Here is a 14044-nt window from a genome sequence, read left to right on the forward strand (position 1 = left end):
TTCCGACCAGGATTTTGCCAGCTCTCGTTTTACAGAGACTTTCAATAAAATTACTTTTCAAATTTCCAGGTCCGGGTCCGGCCACGTAATGCCGGATTACTTTGCCGGAGGGAATATCCAGAACGTCAAGACCACGTTCAAAAGTCCCGATCCAGAGTTCTTTTCCATCGGCCAAAAGCCCGTGAATATTGTAATGGGAAACACTACCTGATTTTTTATCCGGGCTAAAATGTTCGAAGTGCCCATTTTGTGGATTAAATTTATTCAGTCCCCCATCTTCTGTACCAATCCACAGATGGCCGAAATCATCCTTGGTGATCTCTCTGACAGCATTTCCATAAAGGGAGTTGGCACCTTCATTAAAAAAGAATTTCTCAAAGGGCATATAGGGTTTGGGATAATAGTTGAGCCCCCCAAAATAGGTTCCCAGCCAGATCCCTCCTTCTTTATCTTTGCAAAAGGTATATACTGCATTATCCGAAATTGAATAGGGATCACCATGCTTCTTACGCAAATTCAGGTATTTACCCGTAGCCATATTGTAAATAAACAAGCCTGATTCTGTAGCAATCCAATATTCCTGTTCGGAATAGCGTATAAAATCACGGGCATAAATCTCAGTCTGATCAGCAGGGCTATACGTCAGGATGTCTTTATAGGTTTTGGTACCGAGATCAAAAAGTTTCACGCCCTGATTGGAAGTCCCTACCAGCAAGCTGTTTTGCCCGGTATCGTAAATTTTATCTATCCATTTTGAAATGACAGGTTTAGACTGATGAAATACATTATAGGCTTTAAATGAATTGTGCCGGGCATCGTACTGTTGCAGATCTCCCCAGGCAGTGGCTATCCATACTTCTCCATTTGTACGGATACAAATAGACGTTGCGTTAAAGAATTCCCGCTCCTGATAGGTCTCCACTGTACCGGTTTTCTGGTTATACCGGCTCAGGTTATCTCCTGCGATATACCAGATATTTCCTTCATGGTCCGCTTTAACATCCCTGATATCACTGTTCAGGGAGGGCTTCAGCAAAGTAAATTCTTCAGTTTCAGCATTGTACTGATACAGTCCCTTCAGGGTTCCTACCCAGATTACTTTATGTTGATCCTCATAAATGCTATGGATGAAATTGCTGCCTATACTTTTCGGATTCTTCTTGTCATTTCTGAACACTTTAAAAGTATAGCCGTCAAATTTGTTCAGTCCATCTTTGGTTCCGAACCACATAAATCCCCTGCTGTCCTGTACACTGCAGATCACAGAATTATAGGAAAGACCGTTTTCTGCCCGGTAACTTCTAAAACTATAAGACTGTCCGATGGCCTGACCTATAGACGCCATACAAAGGAGCAACAGGAAAATTGTTCTTTTCAAAATCGGGGGTTTAATTTGGTTCAGTTTAAAGATACAGATCAAATGCTGTAATTCTAAAAGCATCTTTAGAAAATGGATGTAAACCGCTTTATTTAACGCATTATGAGCGGAATTGACAAAAAGTTGATCCGTATAATCAAAAAATATTAACTCCTTTTGGATTGTCGTTCGGCTGTTATACAGTTTCGTCCGGCAAGCATATAACCAAATTAAACCTAAAAAATTATGAAAAATTATTTACTGCAGCAACAGGAAGCTGGTGCGTGTATCAGGGCGCTTTTCAGAAGAAAATTCCTCCCGGTACTGAGCTTCGTCTTTCTCCTTTTATTTTTCTGCATGCCGGGCAAGGCACAAAACACCATGACCATAACAGGTAAGGTCATGGACCAGAGCGGAAATCCACTTCCCGGTGCAATTGTTAAATTGAAGAACACGACAACCGGTACGATGACAGGTGCAGAAGGAAATTACAGCATCCGCTCACAGGAGCAAAAAGGAACTCTTGTTTTTTCTATGATCGGATATGTCACGCAAGAGATTGATATTTCAGGACGTAGGGCGATTGATGTAAAATTGACAGAGGAATCCAATGCCCTTAATGAAATTGTAGTGGTTGGTTATGGTACGCAATTAAAGAAAGACCTGACTGGTGCCATATCTCTGGTAAAAGCATCTGATGTACAGAAGAAACAAGCGACAACAGTTGCAGAGGCCCTCCAGGGCCAGGCTTCCGGAATTAAGGTGCGTGGAGGCGGGCAGCCTGGATCTGAAGCCCAGATCCAGATCAGAGGCCTTAAAAACCTTTTTGATTCCAATCCATTATATGTGATTGACGGACTGATCACATCAGCCAACAGAGACTTTAATCCCAATGATATCGAATCGATCCAGATTCTGAAAGATGCATCAGCAGCTGCCATCTATGGATCAAGGGCCGCAAACGGGGTCATTATCATCACCACAAAAAAAGGAAAAGAAGGCCCTTTGCAAATAGATTTCTCCGGAAAAACCAGTGTACAAACCATTCCCCGCTATAAACTCGCCGCAACTGAAGAATTTTCAAAGCTAAACTTTATGGCTTATGACAATGCCAATGTGACCCGGCAGAAATTAGACCTGAGTACCAATACCGACTGGCAGGACGCTGCTTTTAGAACCGGTAATGTACAAGATTACACCGCTAGTTTTTCTGGCGGCGGCAAAAGCAGTTCCTTCCTGGTTTCGGCAGGATATTTTGGCAACAAGGGTACAGTGATCAGTACAGGCTTTGACAGGTATAGCCTGCGTGTGAATACCCAGGGCACCAAAGGAATTTTCAGCATAGGCGAAAATCTTGCAATTACCAATTCCAAAAGCGACGAGATGTCTGGAAACCCGATTATTGATGTGATCAGACTTTTGCCGACCATCCCCGTATACAATCCAGCAAACCCAGGTGGTTATGGATACGGCGATGAGGCCAAAGCCAGAACCTTCGGAACCAATCCGGTAGCCATTGCCGATCTGGAAGACCGTACGAATGAAAATCAAAGGATCCGGGGTAATGTATGGGCCGAACTTAAATTTCTTCCTGAGTTGAAATATCGCTTAAACTTAGGTTATGAAAGCAGCAACGATCATTATACTTATCTCAGGAAACGGGGAAACTGGACTTTAAATCAACCGCTTGATCCGGCTATTGCCAATGAGAACCGGGCAAATTTCTCTACCAAACTGATTGAGCACACCTTAACTTTTAACAAATCACTGGGGAAACATACCTTAAATGTGATTGCTGGCCAATCCTACCAGCGGGATGACTATGCACAGATCTGGGGAACCAAAAGAAACTTGCTGGCCAACCCAGACGGAGGCTATTACAATGTGCTCGATCAAGGTAATGAGGGCCAGCTGGGCGGCTTCAAGAACAGATCTGATCTCATCTCCTATTTCGGTCGCTTAGAGTATAATTATGCAGACAAATACCTTCTAAACGGCGTGATGAGAAGAGATGGTAATTCCAGGTTTGGACCTGGATATAAATGGGGTAACTTCCCCTCTGTTTCAGCTGCCTGGAGGATCAGCAAGGAAGATTTCTTTACTTCCAGCTGGATCAATGACTTGAAATTAAGGGCCAGCTACGGCACATTGGGGAGTTCCAATACGGATTACTATGATTACATAGGGGTAATCAATACTCTCTCTACGATTGCAATGGGCACAGACCAGCATATAGAGCCCGGGGCTATACAGGTAAAACTGGCCAATGACAATCTTCACTGGGAAAAACTGACCCAGCAGAACTATGGTTTTGATGCCTCGTTTCTGAACAATAAACTTACCGTAAGTTCAGAATATTTCATTGCCACAACCAAAGATGTGTTGTTTGGGTTTCCAATTGCATTAACCACCGGAAATGATGGTGGTAATCCAAGGGTAAATGGTGTCACACTCCAGAACAAAGGGTTTGAATTTTCTGCAGCATACAGGGAAGACAGCACGCCTTTTAAATATTCTGCAAGCGCCAACTTTACCCTGCTGCGCAATAAGGCACTGGATTTTGGCTATAACAGGAACAACATTTATGTTGGGAATACGGTAACCGAGGTGGGCCAGCCAATTGGCATGTGGTATGTGCTGCAAACAGATGGCCTTTTCCAAAGCATGGACGAGGTAAACAATTACAAAAATGCAGCAGGCAAGCTCATTCAACCTGATGCCAAGCCTGGGGATATCCGTTTTAAAGACAATAACGGTGATAGACAGATCACCAATTCAGATAAAGTAGTGGTAGGCAGCCCATGGCCTAAATATGAGCTTGGTTTAAACCTGAGCGCTTCTTATAAAGGCTTTGAATTGAATATGGACTGGTTTGGTTCTTTTGGTGCAAAGGTGTTTAATGGCCCCCGCAGCGTTATGGACCGCTTTGACGACAATTCCAATTATAGAGCAGGTATACAGCCCTGGACACCAGAGAACCCGAATACCAATGTGCCTCGGGCCTACTATGGTTCTACCCTTAATTCCCGGGGTGATTCAGACCGCTGGCTGGAAAATGGCAGTTTCTTCAGGATGAAATATATCAGCCTCTCTTATAAAGTCCCGGAATCTGTGGTAAAAAAAATAGGTTTCCAGAATGCCCGTGTAACACTTTCAGGTCAAAACCTGATCACGTTCACCAAGTATACAGGGCTTGATCCTGAGTTTAGCAACGGAAGTGTTTTTGAAAAAGGTTATGACTTCGGTGCATTTCCTAACGTAAGAATGTATTCACTTGGTTTACAGTTCGGATTTTAAACTAGACTATCATGAAAAAGATCATTATTATCATACTGGCATTAACTACTGCCGTTTTATATTCCTGTAAGAAAGACTTACTGGACCAGAAAAATCCAAATACCCTGACCAAACAACAGTTCTGGAAAACAGAAAGTGATGCCCAGAATGGGGTCAACTCTATCTACGCCATGTTCTACCAGAATGGTGTATGGAACCGCTGGATTTATTTCAGGCTAGACCTGACTTCAGATGAAGGTTTCAGCAACAGCCCATGGATAGAACTTGGAGATTGGACACGTTTCCAGTATGTGAATTACAATTTTTGGGAAGGAAATGTGAACACCTGGAGAGACACCTACAAGGCTGTGTTCCGCTGCAACCAGGTCTTGGCCAATGTACCTAACATCCAGTTTGCTGATGCAGCAAAAAAAGAGAAGATCCTTGCCCAGGCCAAATTCTTAAGGGCTTTCTATTATTTCTATGCAGCCGTATTGTGGGAAAACGTCCCCTTGGTGCTACAACCATCGGAGCCTGCCGATCTGCCGCAGCAAAATACAGTGACCGAAGTTTTTGCCCAGGTGGCAAAAGACCTTAACGAAGCTGCAGCTGTACTTCCGGATCAATGGGACAATGCCAATGTGGGCAGACCAACAAAAGGTGCAGCAATGGCATTGCTGGGAAAAACCTATATGCAACAGCGCAAATGGGCAGAGGCCAAAACCGCGTTTGATTATTTGGTTACGGGAGCGGGAAAAGGCTATTACGATCTGGTCGATTATAAAGAGAATTTTAGGGCAACCCAGGAAAACAACAAAGAATCTGTATTTGAAATACAGTTTTCCGACGCCAATAAAACAGCGGAAGGGGACGGACCTAATGCCAATATGGGCAGCAACAGAAGCCAGTTCTTTGCCCCACGCTCTATTGGCTGGTCTGACGGACAGGCCAGGTACTGGATGGTGGATGAGTTTAAAAAAGAGAAGACCAAAGACGGGAAAATTGACCAGCGTTTACGTTACACCTTATTCTACCCAGCCTCAGAAGCCGATTTTGGCGACAAAACCTATGGTCGCAGCTGGCAGTGGAATGCCAACGAAGCCTGGTTCAAAAAATACTCCCGCGACTATTACCGCAACGATGAGGATTACTACAATCAAGTCAATAACCGGGTAATCCGCTATGCAGATGTCTTACTGATGTATGCCGAAGCCCTGAATGAACTGGGACAGACTTCCGATGCTTATACCTATGTGAACCGGGTACGCAGTCGCTCCAATATGGCTGATCTCGCCACAGCTTATCCCACTATTGGCACCAACAAAGACCTTTTCAGGGAAAGGCTCAAAACAGAAAGAATGCTCGAACTCTGTGGTGAAAGCGTAAGATGGGCCGACTTAAAAAGATGGGGAGACCTGGATACCCAGCAAGGCGTAGACAAAGTAGCCCAGCGTGATCCTGACTTCAAAAACTTTATTGTGGGCAAAAGCATCAGACTGCCATTGCCGCAACTGGAGGTGGAGAACAATAAAAACCTGAAACAAAATCCTGGATACTAATAAAAACTTAAATTTAAGAATGATGATCAGACCCAATATTTCCTGTGCACTGCTTCTGATCTTGCTGGCCGGTTGCGGAAAGCAAGGTAAAACGCAAAACCCTCCGGTAACACCTCCGCCTAAATTACCGGAAAACTCGTATATGAACCCTGTTTTCATGCCCATTCTGGCAGATCCTTCCGTATTGAAGGATCCTGTCAGCGGCAATTTTTATGCCTACGGAACAGAAGACAACTGGGGAGACGGAAAAGGCAGCCATCTTGTGGCCGTGGTTAAATCTTCAAACCTTGCAGACTGGAGCTTTACACGGGATGCCTTTAGTACAAAACCGACATGGAAACAAAATGGCGGAATCTGGGCACCGGATGTAAACTATATGAACGGGAAATATTACATGTACTACGCTTATTCTGTTTGGGCAGACAGTAATCCCGGTATAGGTCTGGCCATTGCATCAGATCCGGCTGGCCCTTTTACCGATTTAGGAAAGCTTTTTCTGAGCAGCGAAATTGGCGTAGCCAATGCCATAGATCCCTGTTATGTAGAAGACGGCGGCAAAAAATATTTGCTTTTCGGAAGCTACAGCTCTGCACCGAATAATGGCACCTGGGGCGTGGAATTGTCAGCAGATGGCAAATCTGTTCCTGATCCGGGAGCTAAATTCAAAATCGCAGCAGGCGACTTTGAGGGGGTAATGATCCATAAGAGAGGTAAATACTACTATTTCTTTGGATCCAAGAACAATTGCTGTGATGGCGCTGCAAGTATTTACCAGGTGCGGGTAGCCCGTTCTGAAAACCTGCATGGCCCCTATCTGGATAAAGATGGAAATGACATCAATATCCGGGACAATGGCACTCTGCTGATCCAGAGGAACAACCGTTTTGCCGGTCCGGGCCACAATGCCCAGATCATGACAGATGATGCCGGAACAGATTGGTTCCTGTACCATGCCATAGAAATTGCAAATCCTGTAGTAAGCAGCGGTGCCAACAGAAGGGCACTCATGCTGGACAAGCTGTCCTGGAACAATGACTGGCCCGAGATCAAGGATGGTACCCCGTCAACTACCGCACAGCCTAAACCTGTTTTCAATAAAAAATAGCTCCTATACCTAATAATTTAAAAAAGATGAAACGATACAATTTAATATTGCTGCTGCTCAGTGTGATTTTCTTCCAGGCCTGTACACAAAAACAGGTCAAAACAAGTGCTGCCAAAGAACCTAAGGCCTGGACCAGTTCGCAGGCAAAAAAATGGTATGATGGTGAACCCTGGCTGATTGGCTCAAATTACCTTCCCAGCACTGCAATCAATCAGCTGGAGATGTGGCAGCAAGATACCTTTGACACCATAACCATCAACCGGGAACTGGGCTGGGCACAATCACTCGGCATGAACACCATGCGGGTCTACCTGCACGACTTGCCCTATCGGGAGGATTCCACTGGCTTTTTAAACCGGATAGATATCTTTCTTAGTATCGCCAAAACCCATAACATCAGACCTATATTTGTCATCTTCGATTCCTGCTGGGACCCTTTTCCAAAATCGGGTAAACAAAGAGCCCCAAAACCTTTTGTTCACAATTCGGGATGGGTACAGAGTCCTGGCCGGGAGGCGTTAAAAGACACCACACAATATGGAAGGCTGGAAAAATACGTAAAAGGTCTGGTGAGCCATTTTGCTCAGGACAGCCGTATCCTGGCCTGGGATGTTTGGAACGAGCCAGACAATACCAATGACTCTTCTTATGGAAAGGAAGAGCTGCCGGAGAAAGCAGAACGCGTCATCCCCTTACTTAAAAAAACCTTCGAATGGGCCAGGAGCGTACAACCCTCCCAACCTCTGACCTCGGCAGTCTGGGCGGGCGACTGGTCTTCAGATACCGCACTTAAACCCATTCAAAAACTGCAACTGGAAGAATCTGACGTGATCTCCTTTCACAATTATGATAAACCTGCTGATTTTGAGAACCGCATCAAACAGCTCGAGCGTTACAACAAGCCAATGTTGTGTACAGAATATATGGCCCGCCCAAACGGGAGCACTTTTGAAGGCTTTTTACCTATTGCAAAAAAATATCACGTTGGTATGATCAACTGGGGTTTTGTAGATGGAAAATCTCAGACCATCTATCCCTGGGACAGCTGGCAAAAGAAATATACCGGCGAACCACCGGTATGGTTTCATGATATTTTCAGAAAAGACGGAACACCTTACCGTGCAGAAGAAACGAACTTTATTAAACAAATGACAGGAGTTACCAAAAACTAAACATATGATGAACTGCATAAAATCTGCGCTGTTTTATTTATTATTCAGCCTGCCCTTTGCGGTGTATTGCCAATCTGCCTCCCCTATTCAGTGGGGGCAGATTCTGCCTGTGCAGCCAGATACAACAAACGCCTATGGCTCTCAGTATGGACGTTTGCTGCAATTAAAGAATGGAACCTGGCTGGCGGCTTATACGGTATCTGACAATGCTGGTTACCAGAAAGATCCAACAGGGGGCCTTCGCCTCGAAATTGCGGTGAGCCAGGACCGTTGCCTTACCTGGAAAAAAACAGCACAACTGGGAGATCCGGGAAGAGATCTGGACAATGCACAGATGATCCAGCTCAAGGATGGAAGTATTCTCCTGGCCTGCCGCTCTGTGCGCTGGCAGGAGTCTTACATTTTACCAGTCTACAAAAGCAATGATTTGGGTAAAACCTGGAAAAGATGGAGTGTAATAGACCAAAATGAAGGTAAACCTGGCGCCTTGGGTAAACCAGACAAAGGCATATATGAACCCCATTTTTATTTTCTGAACGACGGCCGGCTGTCCGTGATGTATGCCAATGAAAAACACGTCACAGAAAGTCCTTCTTACAGCCAGATTATTTCCCAGAAGATCTCCCCGGACCAGGGGAAGACCTGGGGAGAAGAGATCTGGGTAGCGCATGAACCAGGACACCCGGAATCCAGGCCAGGCATGCCGGTATGGGCAAAAATGAAAAACAACAAGTATATTGTGGTGTATGAAATCTGCGGCCCAGAGGATTGCAAGGTCTATTATAAGATCAGCAAAGATGGAATAAACTGGCCCGGAGGACTGGGTTCCCCTATTCCAGACCAGCTGGCTGCACCTTATATCCTTGCTTTAACGAATGGCAGCCTTATAGTCACTTCCAACAACAGCAATATTTCTATAAGCAATGACTATGGCCTAAACTGGAAAACCATCGACAAAGCCTGGAAAAAAACCACCTGGCCATCCTTATATGAGATCAGGAAAAATGAAATCGGGGCAGTGAATTCTTTGGGCAGGAAAAAAGGCGGCCATATCATCAGCATCCGAAAGGGTATATTTCAGCGCCACTTATAAGAACAGCCCGACACTCAGAAGTAAAATAATAATCTTTACTTTTCATGCCGGTCTACCGGCAACCTTTCTTCCCGGTTGGCAATATCCCAGGCATCGTCAAAAACAAGTCTCAGCCTTTTGGTCATAAGCCCATAATTGATTTTATCAGGCGTATCTGTAAACTTGTGATAATCTTCATTAATTCCATCAAAAAAGAAAACAATAGGGATGTTATTTTTAGCGAAATTATAATGATCTGAACGGTAATAGATCTTTTCCGGATCTAAAGGATCATTGTATTTGTAATCTAATTTCAATTTTGCAAAAGCATTATTGTTGCTTTCATTTATAGGACGCAATGCAGAACTCAGTTTGTTGTCGCCAATAATGTAGATATAGTTGCTGTCTGTTGGCCTATGTAAAGTATCTACCCTGCCAATCATATCTGTATTTAAGTCTGCAACCGTATTGCCCAGCGGATATACAGGATGCGAGGTATAATAGTCTGATCCCCATAAGCCCTCCTCTTCTCCGGAAACATTCAGAAAAAGAATACTGCGCCGCGGTCCTTTCCCTCTGGCTTTTGCCTTAGCGAAAATGCCTGCAAGCTCCAACACAGATGCTGTTCCCGAAGCATTGTCGTCCGCACCAAAATAAGTCTTTCCTTCCCGGATTCCGAGATGATCATAATGTGCAGATACAATAAGCAGTTCCTCTTTTTTATCAGTTCCTGGCAGATAGCCCAAAACATTACTGGACTGTAGGCTTTCATGGTGCATCAACTGTACTGCAGAGATGGGAAGTGCTTTGTGAAAGTCAACCGGGACCACCTGACCTGCCTTCCGGATCAAGTGCTCGTATTGATCCCCAGCGATGGCTTTTGCGATGACTTTGGAGATAATATATACGTTTGTAACCGCTTTTGCCGTACGACTCTCTTCTGCAGGCCGGATAGAAATAGAGCCTGCAAACTTGTTCTGAGCAGTAGAAAAAGTAGAGTCAATTATAAATACAGCCTTTGCCCCTGCTTTTGCTGCTGCTATTGCCCGTAATTTGGTACCAGCGCTAAAGTTACCCCAACGCGATAATTGATGTGTACCGGGTGCTCCGCCCAGCACCAATAAAATCTTCCCCCTTGCATCTATACCCGCCAAATTATTGAATAAAGAATCTGTAATACCATAACCTCCCCAAATCACTTCTGAGGCGATAACTTTTTCTTGTTTATTCAAGGTCAACGGAAAGGTAAAATCAGCATGATATTTAAATTCCTGGCCATTAACCTTGATCACACTGTATTCCACACTATCTTTGATCAAAGGATAGTTTTGAAAATAGCTCCCGTTGTTTCCCGGAGCTAATCCAATCTGTTTATAATAATCGGCTATAAACCCGGCAGCCTTTACTTGTCCCGGGGTTCCGGTTTCACGGCCTTCCATTTCTGCTCCCGCAAGGATATACAGGTTCTTTTTCAGATTATCAGTATTTATCAATCTGGCCATCGTTTGTTTATCCTGAGCGGATAAAGAAGAAATACTTAAAAGGCATACCATAATGCCACAAATTACTTTCATAGGAGGAATTTTATTTGATGGAAACCGGTACAGATACTTTTTCCCAGTTTAGAGAAAATCCTTTTGAATTGATTTTATAAACAAGGTTTTCCTGAATATCTTTTAATGCCTTCGGACTAACCTCTACCCGCAACTGATCTTTAGCTTCATCATATTTGAAGGCCCCCCATTGTTTGGATTCTTTGTTAAAAACAGCTGTCCAGGTCATATTTTCTTTTGGAAGGAGAAAAAAACTATACTTTCCCGATGGAAGCAGTTTTCCCTGCACCTTAATATCCTGATCCGTTTCAAACGTTGTTGCTTCATTTGCTCCTGCCCGCCATACCTGGTCATAGGGCACCAGTTCTCCCCATATTTTACGGCCCTTCACAGAAGGACTGCTGTAACTGATGATAATTTTTGCCTGTTTAATTTTCCCCGATACGGTCTCGGGCGGACTAACACGTGGTTTTGGATTTTGTGCAACTGCACTTGCGGAAATAAGGCCTGCAGCGAGGAATAATACTACACTTTTCTTGATGTACATAATTTTATTTTTAAATGAAAAATCTCCTGAATTATCAGATGGAGCCTAAACAAAATTACAAGTAAGCCCAGGACTTAACTTGTACAATTCTACACTTATTCTGTACGTTCAGTCCCGTATTTTCCGGCATCAACAGGTATTAGAGTACTTTAAGCGTACTTCTTCCGGTATTCAGACGGACTCAGTCCTTTGTATTTTTTGAAGATTCTGTGCAAATGACTTTCATCGGTAAAATTAAGCTCATTGGCAATTTCATTGATCCGCATGTCACTGTGTAAAAGCCTCGTTTCTATCAGCCTCAGTTTATAGTTTGAGATGTATTGTTGCAGGGTCTCACCGGTCTGTTTTTTAAAATAACGGCCCAGGTAAGTCAGTGAAATGCCAAAGGTCTGGCTAATGGTTTCCGATCTTAATTTTCCCTGTTCAAATATATTCTGTTGAATATAATGCAGGATGTCGAGCACAGCTTCTCCTGTATTTTCTTTGACATTTTTCGGAAGTTTCAGTGCAATATTCCTTGCCACCACCAATAGGAGCGTATTCACAATCTGTTGTATGATCTTTACATGGTAAATCTGTAAAAAGGTATGCTCATTAAAAATGGCCTGTACCAAGGAGGCAATTAAGGGTTTATCTACTTTATTCTTTAAGATGCAGCCTGGACGGTGACTTGCATTTTGGAGAATGTACTCCATACGCTGCACCCAGTCATTTTCTCTGCTGTCTTTTGGCCTGATATAAATATCATGGAAACTCAAAAAAAAGAAAGTAGTCTTTTCCTCTACGATAAAAGAATAACTATCCTCCGGAGTAATTAAAAAGAGGTTCCCTTTCCGGTAATTAAAATCATATTGGTTAATGTATTGTATGCCGGTCCCATCCACAATATAAATGAGCTTAAAAAAATTATTCCTGTACACGGCTTTAGGAAACTCCTTCACTTCCTTAAAGTCAATTTCAAAAGGCTGATACAAATTCTCTTTTACCATAAGTATAAAGTTAATTAAACGGGCTGAAAATCAAATGGCCATTAACCTTCATTAAGTTCACTGGAATGTTCTATTTTCTTAGATTTGAATATACTTGCACCAAAACGATACGTAAAAGTAAAACTCGCCCTGGCACTTGTTGTTCTGCGCTCAAAATCCAGTAAAACAGCATTACTCTCTCTTAAAAACCCCCATTTCCGAGTATTAAATATATCCCTGCCATTGAGGGTTAAGCTCGCATTATTGTGCAGGATATTGAGTTTAGCACCTGCATCTATCCCATAGATGGCATGATTGCTATCGGGCGCAGTCTTATCTGGTGCGTGATAGTCTGCACGAACCTGTACCGAAAGACTCCTGCCAACGGAAATGTTATTGGTGATATTTGTATTCCAGCTCAGCCCACTGCTTTGATCAATTCCATACTGCGGGGCCGCTTCCGTTTTATTTTGGTATATATTCGCGTTGGCCGTAAAATCCCATCCTTTCACCAGGTTAAACCGGCCAATAAACTCCAAACCAGTGGTATAAGCATGAGGTATATTCTGGGAGATGGTGGTAATCACCCCATTTACTGGATCAGTTTCTACATGTCTGATCAGATCATTTGTTCGGCGATGGTACAGGCCAGAGGTTAGTGTAACCGCTTTCCAGTGCTTCGTATAACCCAATTCAAATAAATGAATGTCCTCTGGCAGCAAGTTGGGATTGCCGGTATCGTAATTCACGGGATCAGAAATATCAACCAAAGGGTTTAAATTGCGCATCGTTGGCCGCGTTACTCTACGGGAATAACTGAATTGCAGGTACTGTTCGCTACTAAATTTTTCTCCCAGGGTGATGCCTGGATAGATCCTGTTGTTGGTTACTTTTATAGGTGTACTGTATTTCATATTCCCGGGGTCATAACCATTCACTGTTGCAGTCTGGCTGGCAGCCTCGCCCCTCAGGCCAATTTGATAATTGAAATTTTTAATTTGGTTTGAATAATTGAAATAAAGGGCATGGATCTGGTTCTTACTATTGTAGGTACTGGTAAATGGATAATTGGGCGTATAACCGGTCGTATCACTGAAATTATAGGAAAGCTGGTCCCTGTAATCTAGCCGGATCTGACTGCGATAGCCTGCCTCAACTTTTCCGGTCTGTCCGATTGGTAAGGTAAAATCGGCTTTTACATTGTAATAATGATTGCGATTGTTATTTTCGTTGTCAAGAATTGCCGGATTTTTTTGAACTATTTGTCCATTTACAGCATAGATATCAGAGAGAAGACTTTGAAAATTATCATTGATACCATAGGCATATCCAGCACTCAATACCAGTTCTTCGCCGGGTTTACGAAACGTTTTGGTGAAATCTAAATTTAAATCATAATTGTTTCCAGTTCCTTTGGTAAGATTATGATGCCGGC

General features: G+C 43.4%; 10 protein-coding genes. 5 read left to right on the top strand and 5 right to left on the bottom strand.

Annotation, left to right across the window (positions count from 1 at the left end):
• Positions 1-1378, bottom strand: a 1378-nt coding sequence (locus tag VNZ46_RS14020; protein ID WP_325560713.1) for a ligand-binding sensor domain-containing protein, incomplete at its 3' end; no start/stop codon positions are given.
• A 225-nt stretch (positions 1379-1603) separates the two neighbouring features.
• Between VNZ46_RS14020 and VNZ46_RS14025 the strand changes: the two genes are divergently transcribed.
• Genes VNZ46_RS14025 through VNZ46_RS14045 form a run of 5 tightly spaced genes read left to right on the top strand, consistent with a single transcriptional unit; the run spans position 1604 to position 9562 of the window.
• Complete coding sequence (locus VNZ46_RS14025) at positions 1604-4654, top strand: TonB-dependent receptor (protein ID WP_325560714.1); 3051 nt, start codon at positions 1604-1606, stop codon at positions 4652-4654.
• Positions 4655-4665: 11 nt separating this feature from the next.
• Entirely contained in the window at positions 4666-6192 is a 1527-nt protein-coding gene (locus VNZ46_RS14030) for a RagB/SusD family nutrient uptake outer membrane protein (protein ID WP_325560715.1), read from the top strand.
• 19 nt (positions 6193-6211) lie between these two features.
• Positions 6212-7297 (top strand): family 43 glycosylhydrolase, encoded by a 1086-nt coding sequence (locus VNZ46_RS14035; protein WP_325560716.1) that lies wholly within the window; start codon positions 6212-6214, stop codon positions 7295-7297.
• A gap of 26 nt (positions 7298-7323) precedes the next feature.
• Entirely contained in the window at positions 7324-8469 is a 1146-nt protein-coding gene (locus VNZ46_RS14040; RefSeq protein ID WP_325560717.1) for a cellulase family glycosylhydrolase, read from the top strand.
• 4 nt (positions 8470-8473) lie between these two features.
• A complete protein-coding gene (locus VNZ46_RS14045; RefSeq protein ID WP_325560718.1) occupies positions 8474-9562 on the top strand; it encodes a sialidase family protein in 1089 nt (362 codons plus the stop codon).
• Positions 9563-9597: 35 nt separating this feature from the next.
• Here VNZ46_RS14045 and VNZ46_RS14050 read toward each other — a convergent pair whose 3' ends face one another.
• The 4 genes from VNZ46_RS14050 to VNZ46_RS14065 all read right to left on the bottom strand — a co-directional run.
• Positions 9598-11115, bottom strand: coding sequence for a M28 family peptidase (locus VNZ46_RS14050; protein WP_325560719.1), 1518 nt, complete (start codon positions 11113-11115; stop codon positions 9598-9600).
• A 10-nt stretch (positions 11116-11125) separates the two neighbouring features.
• Complete coding sequence (locus VNZ46_RS14055) at positions 11126-11641, bottom strand: DUF2911 domain-containing protein (RefSeq protein WP_325560720.1); 516 nt, start codon at positions 11639-11641, stop codon at positions 11126-11128.
• A 149-nt stretch (positions 11642-11790) separates the two neighbouring features.
• On the bottom strand, positions 11791-12630 hold the full coding sequence (locus VNZ46_RS14060) for an AraC family transcriptional regulator (RefSeq protein WP_325560721.1): 840 nt from the start codon (positions 12628-12630) through the stop codon (positions 11791-11793).
• Positions 12631-12671: 41 nt separating this feature from the next.
• Positions 12672-14044, bottom strand: a 1373-nt coding sequence (locus tag VNZ46_RS14065) for an outer membrane beta-barrel family protein (protein ID WP_325560722.1), incomplete at its 5' end; no start/stop codon positions are given.

It is taken from the genome of Pedobacter sp., assembly GCF_035566355.1.
Taxonomy (GTDB): domain Bacteria; phylum Bacteroidota; class Bacteroidia; order Sphingobacteriales; family Sphingobacteriaceae; genus Pedobacter.